Origin of the sequence: Pseudomonas sp. IT-93MI4, assembly GCF_949767635.1 — a bacterium.
In the GTDB taxonomy this organism is placed as follows: Bacteria; Pseudomonadota; Gammaproteobacteria; order Pseudomonadales; family Pseudomonadaceae; genus Aquipseudomonas; species Aquipseudomonas putida_A.
Window position 1 is genome coordinate 200,395 of record NZ_CATKPP010000033.1, and the last position, 20,575, is coordinate 220,969.

The 20,575-nt window shown below is 60.2% G+C and carries 17 protein-coding genes; 11 read left to right on the plus strand and 6 right to left on the minus strand.

What is annotated here, in order from left to right; genetic code table 11:
* The first annotated feature begins 123 nt into the window (after positions 1-123).
* From ACM6I7_RS15485 to ACM6I7_RS15495, 3 genes are all read left to right on the plus strand, one after another.
* Positions 124-1,068 carry an ornithine cyclodeaminase family protein gene (locus tag ACM6I7_RS15485; protein ID WP_027610937.1) on the plus strand — a complete coding sequence of 315 codons (945 nt, stop codon included), beginning with the start codon at positions 124-126 and terminating at the stop codon, positions 1,066-1,068.
* A gap of 152 nt (positions 1,069-1,220) precedes the next feature.
* Positions 1,221-2,348, plus strand: coding sequence for an NAD(P)/FAD-dependent oxidoreductase (locus ACM6I7_RS15490; protein ID WP_097086319.1), 1,128 nt, complete (start codon positions 1,221-1,223; stop codon positions 2,346-2,348).
* Between the two features lie 92 nt (positions 2,349-2,440).
* Positions 2,441-3,067, plus strand: coding sequence for a transcriptional regulator (locus ACM6I7_RS15495; RefSeq protein WP_027610935.1), 627 nt, complete (start codon positions 2,441-2,443; stop codon positions 3,065-3,067).
* Positions 3,068-3,191: 124 nt separating this feature from the next.
* On the opposite strand, the gene ACM6I7_RS15500 is transcribed toward ACM6I7_RS15495, so the two are convergent.
* The 6 genes from ACM6I7_RS15500 to ACM6I7_RS15525 form a co-directional block, all read right to left on the minus strand.
* Positions 3,192-3,968, minus strand: a complete 777-nt coding sequence (locus ACM6I7_RS15500; RefSeq protein ID WP_027610934.1) for an ABC transporter substrate-binding protein — start codon at positions 3,966-3,968, stop codon at positions 3,192-3,194.
* Positions 3,969-4,260: 292 nt separating this feature from the next.
* Positions 4,261-4,713, minus strand: a complete 453-nt coding sequence (gene moaE / locus ACM6I7_RS15505; RefSeq protein WP_007965204.1) for a molybdopterin synthase catalytic subunit MoaE — start codon at positions 4,711-4,713, stop codon at positions 4,261-4,263.
* A gap of 3 nt (positions 4,714-4,716) precedes the next feature.
* Complete coding sequence (gene moaD / locus ACM6I7_RS15510; protein ID WP_027610933.1) at positions 4,717-4,959, minus strand: molybdopterin converting factor subunit 1; 243 nt, start codon at positions 4,957-4,959, stop codon at positions 4,717-4,719.
* Positions 4,956-5,429, minus strand: coding sequence for a cyclic pyranopterin monophosphate synthase MoaC (gene moaC / locus ACM6I7_RS15515; protein ID WP_027610932.1), 474 nt, complete (start codon positions 5,427-5,429; stop codon positions 4,956-4,958). Before moaC ends, moaD begins: the two co-directional genes overlap by 4 nt.
* A gap of 237 nt (positions 5,430-5,666) precedes the next feature.
* Positions 5,667-7,061, minus strand: coding sequence for a PhoH family protein (locus ACM6I7_RS15520; RefSeq protein WP_027610931.1), 1,395 nt, complete (start codon positions 7,059-7,061; stop codon positions 5,667-5,669).
* A gap of 337 nt (positions 7,062-7,398) precedes the next feature.
* Positions 7,399-8,475: a polysaccharide deacetylase family protein gene (locus ACM6I7_RS15525; RefSeq protein ID WP_414888907.1), complete on the minus strand. Its 1,077-nt coding sequence runs from the start codon at positions 8,473-8,475 to the stop codon at positions 7,399-7,401.
* Positions 8,476-8,789: 314 nt separating this feature from the next.
* On the opposite strand from ACM6I7_RS15525, the gene yaaA reads away from it, so the two are divergent.
* The 8 genes from yaaA to ACM6I7_RS15565 all read left to right on the plus strand — a co-directional run bounded on the left by yaaA (position 8,790) and on the right by ACM6I7_RS15565 (position 20,573).
* The gene (gene yaaA, locus ACM6I7_RS15530; protein ID WP_103369088.1) at positions 8,790-9,569 is read left to right on the plus strand and encodes a peroxide stress protein YaaA; all 780 of its coding nucleotides are present in this window, start codon (positions 8,790-8,792) and stop codon (positions 9,567-9,569) included.
* A gap of 811 nt (positions 9,570-10,380) precedes the next feature.
* A complete protein-coding gene (locus ACM6I7_RS15535) occupies positions 10,381-11,697 on the plus strand; it encodes a nucleotide sugar dehydrogenase (RefSeq protein ID WP_414888833.1) in 1,317 nt (438 codons plus the stop codon).
* 106 nt (positions 11,698-11,803) lie between these two features.
* Positions 11,804-13,285: a mannuronan synthase gene (alg8, locus tag ACM6I7_RS15540; RefSeq protein WP_414888834.1), complete on the plus strand. Its 1,482-nt coding sequence runs from the start codon at positions 11,804-11,806 to the stop codon at positions 13,283-13,285.
* A 35-nt stretch (positions 13,286-13,320) separates the two neighbouring features.
* Complete coding sequence (locus ACM6I7_RS15545) at positions 13,321-14,490, plus strand: alginate biosynthesis protein Alg44 (protein WP_027610927.1); 1,170 nt, start codon at positions 13,321-13,323, stop codon at positions 14,488-14,490.
* A gap of 15 nt (positions 14,491-14,505) precedes the next feature.
* Entirely contained in the window at positions 14,506-16,011 is a 1,506-nt protein-coding gene (gene algK / locus ACM6I7_RS15550; RefSeq protein WP_177416189.1) for an alginate biosynthesis TPR repeat lipoprotein AlgK, read from the plus strand.
* A complete protein-coding gene (locus ACM6I7_RS15555) occupies positions 16,008-17,489 on the plus strand; it encodes an alginate export family protein (RefSeq protein ID WP_027610925.1) in 1,482 nt (493 codons plus the stop codon). Before algK ends, ACM6I7_RS15555 begins: the two co-directional genes overlap by 4 nt.
* Positions 17,490-17,515: 26 nt before the next feature.
* Complete coding sequence (gene algG / locus ACM6I7_RS15560) at positions 17,516-19,102, plus strand: mannuronan 5-epimerase AlgG (protein ID WP_414888835.1); 1,587 nt, start codon at positions 17,516-17,518, stop codon at positions 19,100-19,102.
* Between the two features lie 10 nt (positions 19,103-19,112).
* A complete protein-coding gene (locus ACM6I7_RS15565) occupies positions 19,113-20,573 on the plus strand; it encodes an alginate O-acetyltransferase AlgX-related protein (RefSeq protein WP_204894936.1) in 1,461 nt (486 codons plus the stop codon).
* The last annotated feature ends 2 nt before the right edge of the window (positions 20,574-20,575 follow it).

Here is a 20,575-nt window from a genome sequence, read left to right on the forward strand (position 1 = left end):
AAAAAGCGCAGCCGGCAACGGACTGCGCTTTTTTTTGCCCGGCGTTTTCAACAGGCGCTTGCGGTAGATAACTAAAAGTCCATAATGGACAAATTAGTTTATATCCAGACCGTGGAGCCTGACATGACCAGTACACCCTACGTAATCGACCATACCCAGGCCCGCGAGCTGCTGGCGCGCATCGACGTGCCGCAGATCCTGCGAAAACTGTTCCGCGACCTCGCCGCCGGCCACGCCGTGCAACCGGCGCAGCAGTTGGTGGAGTTTCCGCAGGGCGCCGGCGACTTCATCAATTATCTGGGGGTGCTGGCCGAGGACGGCGTGTACGGGGTCAAGACCTCGCCGTACATCGTCCGCGAGCAAGGGCCACTGGTGACAGCGTGGACCCTATTAATGTCGATGAAAACCGGCCAACCGCTGCTGCTTTGCGATGCCGGCGAGCTGACCACCGCACGCACTGCAGCGACCACCGCCGTTGCAGTCGATGCCCTCGCCCCGCTGAATGCCCAACGACTGGCGATCATCGGCAGCGGCAAGGTTGCCCAGGCTCATTTGCATTACGTGAAAGGTCTGCGCGACTGGCAGAACATCAGCGTGTATTCGCCGAGCCTGTCTGAAGACGCTGAAACCCGGGCGCTGCTGAAAGAGATCTACCCGGGGGTGAAGATTGCCGACAGCCGCGATGTCGCCCTCACAGACGCGGACGTGATCATGCTCTGCACCTCGTCCGCCGGCCCGGTCATCGACCCGGCCAGCTTGAGCAAACCGGCGCTGATCACCTCGATCAGCACCAACGCGCCACGCGCCCATGAGGTGCCGCCGCAGAGCCTGGGCGACATGCAAGTGTTCTGTGACTATCGGCTGACCACGCCGGGCTCGGCCGGTGAGATGTTGATCGCGACCGAGCAGCATGGCTGGGACAAGTCTGCGATTGTCGGTGACCTCGCCGACCTGCTCAGCGAGAAAGTGCCGCGCCCTGATTACGACCGTCACGTATTTTTCCGTTCAATTGGCCTGGGCCTGGAAGACATTGCGCTGGCGAATGCGGTTTATCAATTAAATAACTGACACCACACATCCCATTGTGGGAGCGAGCCTGCTCGCGAATGCGGTCTGACATTCACCGAAGATGTCGACTGATACACCGCTTTCGCGAGCAGGCTCGCTCCCACAGGGGAATAGTGAACGCCTTGATATTGCGTAAACACCGGAGACCTTTCATGAGCCAGGCAGACTTCATCATCATCGGCGGCGGGATTGCCGGCGCTTCCACCGGTTTCTGGCTGTCGCCCCACGCCAAAGTGATCGTGCTCGAACGTGAATCGCACCCGGCCTATCACTCCACCGGGCGTTCTGCCGCGCTGTACACCGCCGCCTACGGTACGCCGCAGGTGCGCGCGCTGACACTGGCCAGCCGTGAGTTTTTCGACCATCCGCCGAGCGGCTTTTGCGAGCACCCATTGCTGACACCGCGCGGCGAAATGACCGTGGACTTCAGCGGTGACGCCGCCGAGCTGAACAACCAGTACCTCAGCGCCAAAGCCACAGTGCCAGAAATGCAGCTGCTCAGCGCCGACGAAGCCTGCGCCCGTCTGCCGATCCTGCGTCGGGAAAAAGTCCACGGCGCGATCTACGATCCGACCGCCAGTGACATCGACACCGACGCCCTGCATCAGGGCTACCTGCGCGGTATCCGCCGCAACAACGGCGAGGTGCACACCGATTGCGAAGTGCTGGGCCTGACGCGCGACGCCGCTGGCCTCTGGCAGGTGCAAACCAACGGTCAGACCTTCAGCGCGCCGGTCATCATCAACGCCGCCGGCGCCTGGGCTGACCAGATCGGCGCACTGGCTGGAGCCCAGGCGCTGGGCTTGCAACCCAAGCGCCGCGCAGCGTTCATTTTCGCCGGCCCCGAGGGCGTGGACATTCATCACTGGCCGATGCTGGTCAGCCTCGACGAATCGTTCTACATGAAGCCCGACGCCGGGATGTTCCTCGGCTCGCCGGCCAACGCCGACCCGGTCGAACCGCATGACGTGCAACCGGAAGAGCTGGACATCGCCATGGGCATCTACCAGATCGAAGAGGCCACGACCCTGACTATCCGCCGCCCGACCCGCACCTGGGCCGGACTGCGCAGCTTCGTCGCCGACGGTGATCTGCTCAGCGGTTTCGATCCGCAGGTGCCGGGGCTGTTCTGGGTCGCGGCCCAGGGCGGTTACGGTATTCAGACTTCACCGGCCATGGGCCAGGCCAGCGCGGCATTGGTGCGTGGTCAGCCGTTGCCTGAGTCGTTGCAGCAGTTCGGCCTGAGCAGCGCCATGCTCTCCCCTTCACGACTGCGCTGATGGCCCCTGCGGATGACGCGCCCAACGGATTGCGGCACACTCGCAGCGCCCCCGTGCACGGGGGCGCTGACGCCGCCTGGAGCTCCACAATCATGACCGCCCCCGAATTCGATCCGGCACTGGATAACTTCCGTGCCATCGCCGACGCCATCGCCACGCTGTTCTTTCCCCACGCCGAAGTGGTGCTGCACGACCTGCGCACACAGAAGGTCGACTACATCGCCAACAACCTGTCCAAGCGCGAGATCGGCGACGATTCATCGCTTGAAGACATGCTCAGCGAGGAAGTGAGTGAGCGCAACATCGGCCCGTACGAAAAGCTTAATTGGGACGGCCAGAAAATCCGCAGCCTGAGCACCGTGCTGCGCGACGGTGAAGACCGGCCGCTGGCGGTGCTGTGCATCAACCTGAATATTTCGTTATTCGAGAATGCCAAGGCCGCGCTGGATCTGTTCCTGTCGCCGAGCAAACTGATCCCGCAGCCGGATTCACTGTTTCGCGATGACTGGCAGGAACGCATCAACACCTTCCTCCACGCCTGGCTGCGCGAGCGCCAGCTGAGCCTGAATCTGCTGACCCGCGATCACAAGCGCGAACTGGTGCTGGCGCTGCACGCCGAAGGCGCGTTCAAGGGCAAGAGCGCCTCGAACTATGTGGCCAATGTGCTGAACATGGGGCGGGCGACGGTGTACAAGCATTTGAAGGAATTGAAGGGCTGAAGATCTGCATTGGCATTTCCGGCCCCATCGCTGGCAAGCCAGCTCCCACAGTTTTTTTGGTGTACACAAAATCTGTGCACGACTCGGTCACTGTGGGAGCTGGCTTGCCAGCGATAGCGGGCTGTCAGTCGCCGTAAATGTCAGACTTGAAGTACTTCTGGGAAATCTTCTGATACTCGCCACTCGCCCGAATCCCGTCGATGGCCGTGTTCAACTCGCTGACCAGCTCGGTATTTCCCTTGCGCACCGCGATCCCCGCGCCCTCGCCCACGTACTTCGGATCCTTCAGCTCCGGCCCGACAAACGCATAGCCCTTGCCGCGTGGCATCGACAGGAAATCGTTCAGCGGGATGGTGTCGGCGAAAATCGCATCGAGCCGCCCGGCCGCCAGGTCCATGTAGATTTCTTCGTTATTGCCGTAGCGCTTGACGTTGATGCCCTTCGGTTCGAACACCTCGGTAGCATAACGATCGGTGGTGGTGGCGCGCTGCACGCCGACGGTCTTGCCCTTGAGGCTGGCGTATTGGTCATCGACCGTGGCGCCTTCCTTCATCACCAGTCGCGACGACGTGAAGTAGTACTTGTGGGTGAAATCCACCGACTTCTTGCGGTCTTCGTTGATGGTCATCGACGACAGCGCCATGTCGATTTTCTTCACTTTCAGCGAAGGGATCAGGCCATCGAACTCACCCTCGACCCACACGCATTTGACCTTCATCTGTGCGCACAGGGCGTTGCCGATGTCGTAGTCGAAACCGACGATTTCACCCTTGTCGGTTTTCGAAGCGAACGGTGGATAAGCGGCCTCGATGCCGATGCGCAAGGTTTTCTCGGCGGCAAACGAGCTGGTGCACGCCAACAGGCTCAGGGCCAGACCGGTAATCAGGGGGAGTTTCTTCATGTTCGTTCTCTCGCGGGTTGTTGTTGGTTTGGCAAGACGAAGAAGAGCAGCAGGGAGCAGGGAGCTACGAGCGGCAAGATTGACGTTTTTTTGTACTTATAAATCCATGTTGGACTTATATGTACATTCCGTCAATTGGGCGAAGAAAGAGGATTTTGGTGATGCAGGTGACGCCTTCGCGAGCAGGCTCGCTCCCACAGGGGATCTGTAGCGAACACAATATCTGCGTTCATGAAGATCCAATGTGGGAGCGAGCCTGCTCGCGAAGACGGACTTGAAGGCGCTATAAAAACTATTTTTTCCAGCGATCCGCAGCGGCATGATCACTGTCACGCCCCTCAACCCAGCGCGGGCCGTCACTGGTGTTCTCTTTCTTCCAGAACGGCGCGCGGGTTTTCAGGTAGTCCATGACGAAGGCGCAGGCGTCGAACGCCGCCTGGCGATGGGCGCTGGCCGCGCCGACAAACACGATCGGCTCGCCCGGCTCCAGCGCGCCGATGCGGTGCAGCACTTCCAGCTTCAGCAGCGGCCAGCGCTGCTCGGCCTCGACGGCGATCTTGCCGAGGGCTTTTTCGGTCATGCCCGGATAATGCTCAAGGAACATCCCCGCCACATCCAGCCCATCATTGAAGTCGCGCACGTAGCCGACAAAACTTACCACCGCGCCGACACCGACATTTGCCGCGTGCATCGCGTTGACTTCAGCGCCGGGATCGAACGCCGTGGACTGCACCCGAATCGCCATGCCTCAGCCTCCGGTCACGGTGGGGAAAAACGCCACTTCGTCGCCATCGCTCACCGGCTCGTCGAGCTGGCACAGGTCTTCGTTGCGTGCGCACATCAGGTTCTGTTCGCTCAGCACTTCGGCGCCCTCGCGTTGCGCGAGCAGCGCACGCACAGCGTCGACCGTGGCGAAATCGCCTTCGACCTCCACCGAGTCCACGCCCAGCGCTTCACGGTAACGGGCAAAGAATTTAACCGTCAGCTTCATGGCTGCTCCGCCTGAAAATGCCCGCTCTTGCCGCCGACCTTCTCCAGCAGACGCACGCTTTCGATGATCATGCCGCGGTCCACCGCTTTGCACATGTCATAGATGGTCAGTGCGGCGACGCTGGCAGCGGTCAGTGCTTCCATCTCTACGCCGGTCTGCCCTGACAGCTTGCAGCGGGCGACGATGCGCACACTGTCGTCACCTTCGGCGCTGAGCTCGACCTTGACCCCGGTCAGCATCAGCGGATGGCACAGCGGGATCAGATCGCTGGTTTTCTTCGCCGCCTGAATGCCGGCAATGCGCGCCACGGCAAACACGTCGCCCTTGGGATGGCCGCCGCTGACGATCATCTGCAGGGTTTCGGGGAGCATGCGCACCAGCGCTTGGGCCGTCGCCTCACGGAACGTCACGGCTTTTTCGGTGACGTCGACCATGTTGGCGCGACCTTGGGAATCGAGATGAGTCAGCACGGGATTACTCCTGATCAGGAGCAGGGATTGTAAACCTGTGGGTCAAATTTCCGCATCACTGATTATGAATTCACCGTTGCCCCTGTGGGAGCGGGCTTGCTCGCGAAGGCGGTGCATCAGGCTACATCGATGGTGACTGACACACCGCATTCGCGAGCAAGCCCGCTCCCACATTGGGTGATGCGTTCATCCATAAAAAACGGGCGGCTGTCAGGCCGCCCGGTTTTGGGTGAAGGGTTACAAATGCGATTCGGCGTATTCGGCCAGAATCGAGCGAGGCACCCCTTGCAGGGTGATGTGCACCCCGTTGGGGAAATCCTTGAAGCGTTCGGTCAGGTAGGTCAGCCCGGAGCTGGTCGCGGACAGGTAAGGGGTATCGATCTGTGCCAGGTTGCCCAGGCACACCACTTTGGAACCGGCGCCGGCCCGGGTGATGATGGTTTTCATCTGGTGCGGCGTGAGGTTCTGGCATTCGTCGATCAGGATCAGGCTCTGCTGGAAGCTGCGACCACGAATGTAGTTGAGCGATTTGAACTGCAACGGCACTTTGCTGAGGATGTAATCGACGCTGCCATGGGTGTTTTCGTCATCCATGTGCAAGGCTTCGAGGTTGTCGGTGATGGCGCCCAGCCAAGGCTCCATTTTTTCCGCTTCAGTACCCGGCAGGAAGCCGATTTCCTGGTCCAGGCCCTGCACGCTACGAGTCGCGATGATCCGGCGATAGCGCTTGCTGACCATGGTCTGCTCGATCGCTGCAGCCAGCGCCAGAATGGTTTTACCGGAACCGGCGGCACCCGACAGGTTGACCAGATGAATGTCCGGATCCAGCAACGCATACAGCGCCAGGCTCTGGTAGATATCGCGCGGTTTGAGACCCCAGGCTTCCTGGTGCAGCAGCGGTTCCTGATGCAAGTCGAGGATCAGCAGCTTGTCTTCCTGGATTTCCTTGATCCAGCCGACAAAGCCTTGTTCGTCAATGATGAACTCGTTGATGTGTACCGCCGGCAGGTTATCGATCAACTGCACCTGATGCCAGGTGCGGCCGTGATCCTGACGGGTTTCGACCTTGCTCACGCGGTCCCAGAAGGAGCCCGTCATGTTGTGGTAGCCGTTGGGCAGCAGGGACACGTCATCGACCAACTGGTCGGTGCTGTAGTCCTCGGCATCGATCCCGCAGGCGCGCGCCTTGAGGCGCATGTTGATGTCTTTGGTGACCAGCACCACGGCCTTCTTCGGATCACGGGTGTGCAGGTCGATCAACTGGTTGATGATTTTGTTGTCGTTCAGATGCTCGGGCAGAATCAGGTTCGATTCGGCCTGTTTGCTCATCAGAATTGACAGCAAGCCCTTTGGCCCGCCCTTGCCGCGCTGGATCGGCACACCCAGTTCAACGTCCTCGGGGGAGGCATCGCCCAGGGTCTTGTCGATCAGCCGGATCGCCTGGCGGCATTCGGCAGCAACGCTGTGATGGCCGCTCTTGAGCTTGTCCAGCTCTTCGAGCACGGTCATCGGGATCGCGACGTGGTGTTCTTCGAAATTCAGCAGGGCATTTGGATCGTGAATCAATACGTTGGTATCGAGTACATAAAGGATTGGCTGGTTGGAAGAAGGGCTACGTCCGTGATCATCCATACTCGGTCACCTTTGTGGGAGCCATTCGACGCAATACCTGGGCGGTGCTGCGCCTCGAAGTGACTGCCGAATTCATCCACGAGGGACTGGATGAACTGCACACAAAAGGAGTCTTGGAAGACGCCACCTGTGTTGCAGGTTTCGGCGGTCTGTCTTCGTAATACTCCAAAACCCATGACATAAAAAAGCACTTTGACGGTTTTTTTAAGTTTATTTTGCAGAGTGACGAAAAGCCCTTGGCGGACCGTCCAGACCCCGCTAAAGTCGGAAGTCCGCCTGCATCGAGTTCTCTGGAAAAATCACCCCAAGCCCAATGTTTCCGGGCTTTTGCCGTTTGTCAGCGAAACCCGTCCTGACAGTCTTCAAAGCCGATGCCGCTTTGTGCAGTTTGCGTGATCAGCCACGGCAACGCGGTCTTCACCGCATCCTGTTTCATGTTGAAATTGATCACCCCGTGACGCCACAGCAGCATCAGGGTCAGCACCCGCTGCGCGCTCTGCGCGCCCTTGAGCTTGCCGGCACCATCCTGGGCATCGATGTCCCACAGCGCCACTTGCAGGCCCTGATTGCGGAAGAAACTGCCAGCATCAGAGCGACGCTGCCCCTCCGGCGGACGGAACAGCGACACGTAGTTTTCCGGCAACTTGTTCTTCACCAGATCGGCGCTGCGGCGCACCGAGTCCTGCCAGTCCTGCCAATAGCTGTGGGAACGGAACTCCCAACCCTGCACGCCGACACACTGTTTCGAGAACTCCGATTGCAGATTGCTCACCGAGTGATCGGCCAGACGCGCCTGAACATCCTTGCCCAACAGGAAGAACGTGCCGCTGAGATTGGCTTTGCGCAGATAGTCGGCAATCCAGTCGGTGTTGTCCGGCTGCAGATTGGCGGCGCTGTCGAAGCTCAGCAGAAACAGTCGATCGTGCATCTCGTCGCCATTGCGCTCGTAGTCGCCGAATTGATCGACTTCGCTGCTGGTTTGCGGTGACAGCGCGGCCTTGCGCATCAGCTCGTCCAGATACTGCAGATGAAACAACCGGCTCGGCTCGGCCCACTTGGTGTAATAGCTGTCGTCGCTGACCACGAACTTGGCGGCCTGCTCGCGCAGGGTCGAGAGGTCTTCGACGAGGAAGCAGAACGAGGCATCCTGATCGCAGCTCTGCTGGGCGAAGTTGTAGTTGGCCAACAGACGTTCCCAGAGCCGCTGCCGCAGGTGGCTGATCGCGTCGACGTTGACCGTGCGCAGCCCAAGGCGCTGGGCCAGCGCGGCCTCGTCCAGCGCCTCGGTGCCGAGCAGGCCCCGGGCGAACATGAGGATTTCCGCGCGCGAGGCGACGTCGAACAGCGTCGGGCTGCTCAGTTGCTCCGGCCAGGTGCTGCGATCCAGCGTCGCCACATCGCCCGGCGCCGCCATGGCCCCGAAGCTCAACAGCCACGCGGTGAATAAAAGAACAATGCGCAAAGGGGTGTCTCCATAACCAAACCCGCGCGGCACTATAGCTGATCCCGCAGGATTCCCCGCAGCAACACCTATCTCCTGTGGGAGCGAGCCTGCTCGCGAATACGGTGTATCGGTCCACATTTATAGTGAATCTGAATCTGCTTTCGCGAGCAGGCTCGCTCCCACAGAGGGTTTGAGTTAGGCCGTCGATCACCTATGGGCTTGATAGCTGGAGTCAACCCGGCCAACCCCCTAGAATCGCCCCCACGATTAAAGGAGACGACTTCATGCTGATGGTGATTTCCCCCGCCAAGACCCTCGATTACGAAACACCGCCGGCGACCCAGCGCTTTACCCAGCCGCAATACCTCGATCACTCTCAGGAGCTGATCCAGCAGCTGCGCGAACTGAGCCCGGCACAGATCAGCGAACTGATGCACGTGTCCGACAAGATCGGCGGCCTGAATGCCGCGCGTTTCGGCAGCTGGACGCCCGCCTTCACCCCGGAAAACGCCAAGCAGGCGCTGCTCGCGTTCAAGGGTGACGTGTACACCGGCCTCGACGCGCAATCGTTCAGCGAAGCTCAGTTCGACTATGCGCAAAAGCACTTGCGCATGCTCTCCGGTCTCTATGGCCTGCTGCGTCCGCTGGACCTGATGCAGCCGTATCGTCTGGAAATGGGCACCAAACTGGCCAACGCCCGTGGCAAGGACCTGTACGCGTTCTGGGGTACGCGCATCAGCAAATGGCTCAACGAAGCGCTGGCCGATCAGGGCGACGATGTGCTGCTGAACCTGGCCTCCAACGAGTACTTTTCGGCGGTCAAACGCAGCGCCCTGAACGCCCGGATCATCAACACCGATTTCAAGGACCTGAAGAACGGCCAGTACAAGATCATCAGCTTCTACGCGAAGAAGGCCCGCGGCCTGATGAGCCGTTTCGTGATTCAGGAAAAAATCAACGATCCTGCCCTGCTCAAGCAGTTCGATGTGCAGGGTTATCGCTACAGCGCCGAGCAATCGAAACCGGACAATCTGGTGTTTCTGCGCGACCACGCCCCGGAATAAAGCATGCCCATTGCACGACTCTGTCTATAAAGAGTCGTGCAGCTCGCACGACGTCAAAAATCCCTCGCAACATTTCGCCGTTTTATTGGCGCCATAAAATCGTCCTGCCCAATTCTAATTTTAGTTTCACTCGACAGCCGCACTTTTTTTCAGTAGTGGCACGTAAATTTTTTTACGGTAGTGGCACAAAACTATCTAGCTCGATTACGCACCGATTAACAAAGGCCCAAATCGAAAGTGCTATCAAATTGAGACCAGTGCCATCTTTGGCAATATTTCAAAAAATTTCAGATTTCGCGATGAGCGGGTAGGAACTATGTCCAAATGCATAGCTCATACCACCGGTAACGATTCTCGCCGAGTTTGTACGAGATAACTTACGCAGAGCGGAGAACCATGTAACCAAGTTGTCACAGCAACTTGCCTAGATGGTTCACTCATCTGATCAACTAACGATGGATAGGTGATACGCACCATAAACATCCTCTACAAGGCCAAGGCTGCGCCCCTGTAATTGTGCTCGCCTGAGCACCCAACCGCTTGATCTACGGTCCTTTCGTCCGACATCAGGTGGACTGAACACATGCACAAGAGTCTTCCAGCAAGAAGATCCGCTGCATAACAGGGCAAGTCATAACAACTAAGGCCTAGTTGCGCACATCTTGAGTGCACTTATTTAGACACTCGGAACTTAGTATGCCTGCACACGGCATTGTGGCGCCTTTATGCCGCACTTTCGAGTGCACTATGACCGCTGAACACCATTAACTCCGGCCATCTAATGGCTTGATAAAACACAGAGGTAATTGCGATGCGCATCAGCATATTTGGTTTGGGTTACGTTGGCGCAGTGTGTGCCGGTTGCCTGTCTGCACGGGGCCATGACGTGGTTGGCGTCGATGTTGCCAAAGACAAGATCGACATGATCAACGCCGGCAAGTCGCCGATTGTGGAACCGGGTCTGGGCGAACTTCTGGCTCAGGGTATCGAGACCGGTCGTCTGCGCGGTACGACCAACTTCGCCGAGGCGATTCGTGACACCGACCTGTCGATGATCTGCGTCGGTACGCCGAGTAAGAAGAACGGCGACCTGGAACTGAACTACATCGAAGCGGTGTGCCGCGAGATCGGTTTCGTACTGCGTGAAAAAACCACCCGCCACACCATCGTGGTACGCAGCACCGTGCTGCCGGGCACCGTCGCCAACGTGGTGATCCCGATCCTCGAAGACTGCTCGGGCAAGAAGGCCGGTGTCGATTTCGGCGTCGCGGTCAACCCGGAGTTCCTGCGTGAATCCACCGCGATCAAGGACTACGACCTGCCACCGATGACCGTCATCGGCGAGTTCGACAAGGCCTCGGGCGACGTTCTGCAATCGCTGTACGAAGAACTCGACGCGCCGATCATCCGCAAGGACATCGCGGTCGCCGAGATGATCAAGTACACCTGCAACGTCTGGCACGCGACCAAAGTGACCTTCGCCAACGAGATCGGCAACATCGCCAAAGCGGTCGGCGTCGATGGTCGTGAAGTGATGGACGTGGTCTGCCAGGACAAGACCCTCAACCTGTCCCAGTACTACATGCGCCCGGGCTTCGCCTTCGGTGGTTCGTGCCTGCCCAAAGACGTGCGCGCCCTGACCTACCGTGCAGGTTCGCTTGACGTCGAAGCACCGTTGCTCAACTCGCTGATGCGCAGTAACGAATCGCAAGTGCAGAACGCCTTCGACATCGTTGAAAGCCACGACAAACGTAAAGTCGCCCTGCTCGGTCTGAGCTTCAAGGCCGGTACCGACGACCTGCGCGAAAGTCCGCTGGTGGAACTGGCCGAAATGCTGATCGGCAAGGGTTACGACCTGAGCATCTACGACAGCAACGTCGAGTACGCCCGTGTTCACGGCGCGAACAAGGACTACATCGAGTCGAAGATCCCGCACGTGTCGTCCCTGCTCAACTCGGACTTCGATTCGGTGATCGACAACTCCGACGTGATCATCCTCGGCAACCGCGACGAGAAATTCCGCTCGCTGGCCCAGGAAGCACCGCAAGGCAAACAGGTCATCGACCTGGTCGGCTTCATGGCCAAAGCCACCAACCGGGGTACTCGCACTGAAGGTATCTGCTGGTAAGTCAGCCTTCCGGCCGGGGGATTTGAACCCTCGGCCGGTTCTTCGCCTGCCTTAACCCCATCGGGCCACCCGACAGGCTCGCCCGAGATAGAGACGGATGCAGATTATGCACAGGCTAAAGCACGGCCTACTTCAGGCCGCCGGTTGGCTGTTTTACCTCAGTTTGTTGTTGGGCCTGGCCTTGATGCTGCCCACGTCCACGTTCGACTCCGAGTCGAAGGACTTTATTTTCCTGATTGGCGCCGTGGGTATCTGGCGCTACTCGATGGGTGCAACGCACTTTGTGCGCGGCATGATTTTTCTCTACATCGTTTACCCGCTCCTGCGCCGCAAAGTGCGCAAGCTGGGTAAGGCGGCGGACCCGTCGCATGTGTTTCTGATGGTCACCAGTTTCCGTATCGACGCGCTGACCACCGCGCAGGTCTACAGCTCGGTGATCCGCGAAGCCATCGACTGCGAACTGCCGACCACCGTGGTCTGCTCGATCGTCGAAATGTCCGATGAGCTGCTGGTCAAGGCGCTGTGGGCGCGGATGAATCCGCCAGACCGCGTGAAGCTCGACTTCGTGCGCATTCCCGGCACCGGCAAGCGCGATGGCCTGGCTTATGGTTTCCGCGCGATCTCCCGTCACCTGCCGGACGACCGTGCCGTGGTGGCCGTGATCGACGGCGACACCGTGCTCGGCGAAGGCACCGTGCGCAAGACCGTGCCGTGGTTCCAGCTGTTCGGCAACGTCGGTGGCCTGACCACCAACGAATTCTGCGAAGTACGTGGCGGCTACATCATGAGCGAATGGCACAAGCTGCGTTTCGCCCAGCGTCACATCAACATGTGCTCGATGGCCCTGTCCAAGCGCGTGCTGACCATGACCGGGCGTATGTCGGTGTTCCGCGCCACCGTGGTGACCGATCCGGAATTCATCGCCGACGTCGAAAGCGACTCGCTGCAACACTGGCGCCTGGGCCGTTTCAAGTTTCTCACCGGCGACGACAAGTCGAGCTGGTTCAGCCTGATGCGCCTGGGTTACGACACCTTTTACGTGCCGGACGCCGCGATCAACACCGTTGAGCATCCGCCGGAAAAGAGCTTCATCAAGGCCAGCCGCAAACTGATGTTCCGCTGGTACGGCAACAACCTGCGCCAGAACTCGCGAGCGCTGGGCCTGGGTGTGAAACGCCTCGGTGCCTTCACCTCGGTGGTGCTGTTCGATCAGCGCGTATCGATGTGGACGTCGTTGCTGGGCCTGACCGTGGCGATCATCGCCAGCTTCAAGTACGGCGGCGCGTTCATCCTCGCCTACCTGCTGTGGATCGGTATCACCCGCCTGATTCTGACCCTGCTGCTGTCGTGCTCCGGTCACCGGATCGGCCCGGCCTATCCCGTGATTCTGTATTACAACCAGATCGTCGGTGCGCTGGTGAAGATCTACGTGTTCTTCCGCCTCGACCAGCAATCCTGGACGCGCCAACCCACTTCCCTGACCCGTGATCTCGCCAGCTTTCAACGTTGGTTCAACACCTGGTCGTCTCGGACCATGACCTTCTCCGCCGGCAGCATTTTCGTCGCCGTGCTGCTGATGATGGTCTGACCTGCCCCTATTGAATTAACAAGGAAATCGCCCCCATGAATACCGCCGTCAACGCCAACGTAGTGCATGAATCCGAAGCCCAGCGTCAGCACGCCCGAGTGAAAATCCCGGCCAAACTGCGCTTCTTCGGCCCGGACCGGACGCCGGTCGAAGCGCGGGTCCTCGACCTGTCCGCCGGTGGTCTGGCGTTCAACGCCGGGCAACTGCCGCTGACCATCGGCGAGGTGTACAAGGCACGCCTGCAATTCGTCATCGACAACCTCGGTCTGGCCATGGACGTCGAACTTCAAGTGCGCTCCTACGATCGCCAGAGCGGCCGCGCCGGTTGCCAGTTCCAGAACCTGGAACCGCAGGATATTTCCACCCTGCGCCACCTGATCACTTCGCACCTGGCCGGCGACATCGTCAGCATGGGTGAAGTACTGGCGACCCTGCAGCGCGACAACTTCACCAAGGCGCGCAAGGTCAAGGACGGCGGGAGCGGCATGACCCCGTTCGGGCGTCTGAAAGCCGTGACTTTCAGCGCCGGCATTTTCGCCATCGGTCTGGTCGCTTTCGGTTTCGTCTTCAAGTCGGTGTACGGCATGTACTTCGTCAGCCACGCGCAAGCAGGTCTGGTCAGCGTGCCGGGAATGAACATCACCATGCCGCGTGACGGCACGGTGCAGAGCCTGGTCAAGTCCGACGGCGTCGCCGCCAAAGGCGCGCCGCTGGCGACCTTCAGCACCAGCATGCTCGACGTGCTCAAGGGCCATCTGGACGAAGACCAGTTGCAACCGGCCAAGGTTGAAGAACTGTTCGGCAAGCAGATGACCGGCACCCTCACCTCGCCTTGCGATTGCACCGTGGCCCAGCAACTGGTGGCTGACGGTCAGTACGCGAGCAAGGGCGACGTGATCTTCACCCTGGTGCCGCGCAATACACAGGCCACCGTCGATGCACGCTTCTCCTATCGCCAGTTCGGCGACGTGCGTCCGGGTACGCCAGTGAGCTTCCAGATCGCCGGCGAAGACCAGACCCGCACCGGCAAGATCGTCAGCAGCACCAGCCTGAAAAGCGCCGACCTGTCCTCCGACATCCGCGTGCAGATCCAGCCTGACGAGCCGCTGGACAGCAGCTTCGCCGGGCGCCCGGTGGAAGTGAACAGCGACCGTGGCCCGAACCTGAACTGGCTGATCGACAAAGCCATGGCTGCCGGTCTTTAAGTCGAGGACATGCCTGTGACGATTCCTACTCTTTTGAACACGCCGCAGCCCTTGTGGGAGCGGGCTTGCTCGCGAATGCGGTTCAACATTCAAAATCAGTGTGGGCTGACACACCGCCTTCGCGAGCAAGCCCGCTCCCACATGGGTCCGCTGTGTGCAGTTGCACTGGCGGTGAGTCTCGCCGGTTGCGCCGGCCTGCCCGACCAACGTCTGGCCAACGAAGCGCTCAAGCGTGGCGACACTGCCACCGCCGCGCAGAACTACCGCGCATTGGCGGATCTGGGTTACAGCGAGGCGCAAGTCGGCCTCGCCGATATCCAGGTCGACAGCCGCGACCCCGAGCAGATCAAACAGGCCGAAGCGACCTACCGCGCCGCCGCCGATGTTTCGCCACGGGCCCAGGCCCGTCTCGGTCGCCTGCTGGTAGCCAAGCCCGGGTCAACCGAAGCCGAGCACCACGAAGCCGAAAGCCTGCTGAAAAAAGCCGCCGCCAATGGCGAAGGCAACACGTTGATCCCGCTGGCGATGCTGTACCTGCAATTCCCGCACAGCTTCCCGAACATCAACGCGCAGCAGCAGATCGATCAGTGGCGCAAATCCGGCTACCCCGAAGCCGGTCTGGCGCAGGTGCTGCTGTATCGCACCCAGGGCACTTACGACCAGCATCTGGATGACGTGGAAAAGATCTGCAAGGCCGCGCTCAACACCACCGACATCTGTTACGTCGAACTGGCTACGGTCTATCAGAAACGGGCCCAGCCTGAGCAACAGGCCGAGCTGATCAAGCAGATGCAGGCCGGTTACAGCCGTGGCACGGTCAGCGCGCAGCGCGTCGATTCGGTGGCCCGCGTGCTGGCCGATTCGACCCTGGGCAAGACCGACGAGAAGACCGCGCAGTCGCTGCTCGAACCGATCGCCCCGGGCTACCCGGCATCGTGGGTGACCCTCGCGCAGCTGCTCTACGACTTCCCGGAACTGGGCGACGTCGATCAGATGATGAAGTACCTGGACAACGGCCGCGCCGCCGACCAGCCGCGCGCCGAACTGTTGCTGGGCAAGCTCTACTACGAAGGCAAACTGGTGCCGGCCGACGCGAAAGTCGCCGAAGAACACTTCCAGAAAGCCGTCGGCCGCGAAGTCGCCGCCGACTATTACCTCGGCCAGATCTATCGCCGTGGTTACCTGGGCAAGGTCTATCCGCAGAAGGCCCTCGACCACCTGCTGACCGCCGCGCGCAACGGCCAGAACAGCGCCGATTTCGCCATCGCCCAACTGTTTTCCCAAGGCAAGGGCACCAAGCCCGACCCGCTCAACGCCTACGTATTCAGCCAATTGGCCAAGGCGCAGAACACCCCGCAAGCCGATGAACTGGCGACCACCCTGGCCGCGCAATTGCCGCCCGAGCGTCTGGCCGAAGCCCAGCGCCTGCTGCAACAGGAACAGGCCAGCCGTGGCGCCCTGAACCAGAACACGCTGCAACTGCACGCCCTGCAAGAAGAAGACGGCGAGGAATCCCTATGAAGTTGAATCCCTTTGTGAAGGCCGGCATTGGCCTCACGTTCGCGCTGATCTGGTCTTGCCCGACACTGGCCGCGATCACTGAAACCAAGAACTTCGGCCTGGAAGTGAAAATCACCGGCCAGTCCGAAGACGACCGCGACCTCGGCACCGCCAGCGGCGGCGACGTCAACGGTGTGGGCCTGGACCTGCGTCCTTGGATCTACGGCGAAAGCGGCGCGTGGAGTGCCTACGCCATGGGTCAGGCCGTGACCTCGACCGACATCATCGAGACCGACACCCTGCAGCAGTCCGACGGTGAGCAAACCACCGACAACAGCGACCGCAAAACCAAGAAAAACTATCTGGCGATGCGCGAGTTCTGGGTCGGCTACAGCGGCCTGACGCCGTACCCCGGCGAGATGCTCAAGCTCGGTCGCCAGCGCCTGCGCAATGACGACGGCCAATGGCGCGACACCAACATCGAAGCGCTGAACTGGACCTTCGACACCACCCTGTTGCGCGCCAACGTCGGTGTCGCCGAACGCTTCAGCGAATACCGCACTGACCTCAAAGAGCTGGCGCCGAAAGACAAGGATCGCCTGCACGCCTACGCCGATGCCGCCTACCAGTGGACACCGGGTAACTGGGTCGGCATTCGCGGTCATCACACCCACGACAACGGCAAGCTCGATTACGCCGAACCGGGCGTGCCCCGCGACACCCTCGACAAAACCCAGAACGGCGACATCAGCTGGCTCGGCCTGACTGCCGACAGCGACGCCTACAACTGGCGCAACACCAACACCGTCAACTACTGGGGCAGCATCACCGGCATGAGCGGCGACCTTGATTCGGTCAATCCGCTGAACGCCGATGGCAGCCGTCCGGCACAAGCCAAGCGCAGTGATGACATCAACGGCTGGGCCACCGACCTGGGCGTGCGTCTGCGCCTTGATCCGCAGTGGCAGGTCGGTGCGGCCTACGCCCGCGCCAGCGCCGATTACCAGCAGAACGGTCTGGAGAGCAACCGCTCCAACTACACCGGTACCCGCTCGCGGGTGCACCGTTTCGGCGAAGCGTTCCGTGGCGAAATGAACAACATGCAGACCGCCACCCTGTTCGGTTCGTGGATGCTCAACGACCAGTACGACGCCAGCCTGATCTACCACAAGTTCTGGCGCGTGGACGGCAACAAACCGGTAGGCAGCAACGGCATCAACGCCGTGGAAAACAACACCGACGACGTCACCGGCGCAATCCTCTCCAGCACCTCGCTGCCACTGCAGGATGGCAACAAGGATCTGGGTCAGGAAATGGACCTGGTGGTGACCAAGTACTTCAAGCAAGGCTTGCTGCCGGCAGCCCTGAGCCAGTCGATCGACGAACCGTCGGCGCTGGTGCGCTTCCGTGGCGGTGTGTTCAAGCCCGGTGATGCCTATGGCAGCCAGGTCGATTCGTACATGCACCGCGCGTTCATCGACGTGATCTGGCGCTTCTGATGCAAACCGCCAAGGGAGTGCCCGACATGCACCATGCAAGGAAAGGCTCGCTCAGCCTGTTGGCCGGCGCCATGCTGCTGGCCTCCGCTGGCGCGTTCGCCACGGTGGAACCGGCTGTGCCTCAACAGGGCAAACCGGTGACCACCGCCAAAGAGCTGCAACAAGCCAAGACCTACACCGTCAGCAGCGCGCCGACCGAGGCGCTGGAACTGGCCAAGCCGAAACTGCCCGACCTGTCCGGCTTCACCGCCGAAGCCGCTGCCGCGAAGATCAATCGCAGCAAACCGGGCAAGATCAGCGTGCGCCGGATGATGCAGGAAGACGCCCTGAAGGACTTCATCGGCGGCGACAACAAGATGGCCGAATGGGTGGTGCGTCAGCACGGCATCCCGCAGGCGATCTTCGTCGACGACGGCTACCTGAACCTCAAGGATCTGGCGCAGAAACTGCCCAAGCAGTACTTCAGCGAGACCTCGCCGGGCGTGTACCTGGCGAAGCTGCCGATTGTGGTCGGTCGCAAAGGCATCCTCGAAATCGATGGTCAGACCCAGGAGTTGCGTCTGTCGCAAGAGGCCGGTTCGTTCCTGGTCAACGACGGTCAGCTGTACGTGCGTGACACCAAAGTCACTGGCTGGCGCGAGAAGGACAACGGCCCGGCCACCTTCCGTTCGCCGAAGGAATTCCGTCCGTTTCTGCTGGCCTGGGGCGGCACCGAGACCTACATCGTCAACAGCAAGATGGCCAGCTTCGGTTACGCCAACAGTAAGTCGTACGGGGTGAGTATTTCCCAGTACACGCCGAACATGGCCAAGGTGCTCAAACGCCCTGAACCGACCGGCTGGATCGTCGGCTCCGAGTTCTCCGACATGTGGTACGGCTTCTATTGCTACGAGACCCGCGACTTCGTGGTCAAGGGCAACACCTACAAGGACAACATCGTCTACGGCATCGACCCGCACGACCGTTCCCACGGTCTGATCATTGCCGAGAACACCGTCCACGGTACGAAGAAGAAGCACGGCATCATCATTTCCCGTGAAGTGAACGACAGCTTCATCTTCAACAACAAGAGCTACGACAACCACCTCTCGGGCCTAGTGATCGACCGTAACAGCGTCAACAACATCATTGCCTACAACGAGATCTACAAGAACCACACGGACGGCATCACGCTTTACGAGTCCGCCGACAACCTGCTGTGGGGCAACAAGGTCATCAGCAACAAGCGCCACGGCATCCGCATTCGTAACAGCGTGAACATCCGCCTCTACGAAAACGTCGCCATGGCCAACGGCCTGACCGGCGTCTACGGCCACATCAAGGACCTGACCGACACCGACCGTGACATCAAGCTCGACCCGTTCGACGCGCAAGTCTCGCTGATCGTGGTTGGCGGTGAACTGGCGGCCAACGGCAGTGGCCCGCTGTCGATCGATTCGCCGTTGAGCGTCGAGCTGTACCGCGTATCGATGCTGGCGCCGACCAAATCCAGCGGCATCAGCTTCAACGGCATCCTTGGCGAGCGCCAGGATGAAATTCTCGACTTGCTGGTGCGCCAGCAGAAAGCCGTGCTGATCGACCCTGTCGAACGCCAGACCGAAATGCAGGACTGAGGATAATTTTATGCACCCACACTTGATCAAATTACTCAGCCTGTCGGCCCTGACCGTGGGCATTCTGGCGGCCAGCAATGGTGCTCGCGCCGATGAAGCGGCGGGCGCCACTCCGCCAAAATTCAGCGCCGAACCGTGCTGCAATCTGTGCCCGGCCGCGCACGATGCGAAGAACTACACCACGCGTTATCAGCAGAACTTCACCACCCTGGTGCAGGCGCAGGGTGACTGGCTGTTCCGTACCCAAGAAGACCTGCGCACCGAGTTCAACACCACCCCGGCCGGCTACAAACGCCTGCAACAGCTGCACGATGCGTTCAAGGCCAAAGGCGTCGAACTGGTGATCGTCTACCAGCCGACCCGTGGCCTGGTGAACCGCAACAAGCTCAACCCGCAGGAAAAAGCCGCGTTCGATTACGAGAAAGCGCTGGGCAACTACAAAACCATGCTCGGCCGTTTCGCGCAGATGGGTTACGTGGTGCCGGACCTGTCGCCGCTGACCAACGAATCGCTGCCGGACACCCTGCCCGCCCACGATTTCTACTTCCGCGGCGACCAGCACTGGACCCCATACGGCGCTCAGCGCACGGCGAAAATTGTCGCCGAGAAGGTCAAGCAGATCCCGGCCTTCGCCGATATTCCCAAGCGTGAATTCGAAACCAAACGCACCGGACGCATGGGCAAGACCGGCACCCTGCACAACATGGCCGGGCAACTGTGCGGCACCAGTTACGCGATCCAGTACATGGACCAGTTCACCACCGAGCCGAAAGGCGAAGCCGGTGACGGCGACCTGTTCGGTGATTCCGGTAACCCGCAAATCACCCTCGTCGGTACCTCGCACAGCGGCAAGAACTACAACTTCGCCGGCTTCCTCGAAGAGGCAATCGGTGCAGACATTCTCAACGTCGCCTTCCCCGGCGGTGGTCTCGAAGGTTCGATGCTGCAGTACCTCGGTAGCGATGAATTCCAGAAGACTCCGCCGAAGATTCTGATCTGGGAATTCTCGCCGCTGTACCGCCTCGACCAGGAAACCATCTATCGCCAGATGATGTCCCTTCTCGACAACGGCTGCGAAGGCAAAGACGCGCAAATGTCCGCCAGCACCACGCTCAAGCCTGGCGGCAAACAGGAACTGCTGGTCAACAGCAAGAACCTGAACCTGCAGAACAGCAGCCATCAGGTCGACATCCGCTTCGCCGATCCATCGGTGAAAACCCTGCAAGCCACCCTCTGGTACATGAACGGTCGCCACGAGGACATCAAGATCGAGAAACCGGAAACCTCCGACACCGACGGTCGTTTCGCCTTTGAGCTGCGCACGGACGAAGACTGGGCCTCGCAAAATCTGCTGGCAGTCGAAGTCCAAGGCCCAGAAGCGGGTACCGCGCCACAAAAAGTCGAAGCGAAAATCTGCAAACGCAACGTATTCCCGGGCGCTGGGCCACAAACCGCTCAGCTCGGGCAATGAGG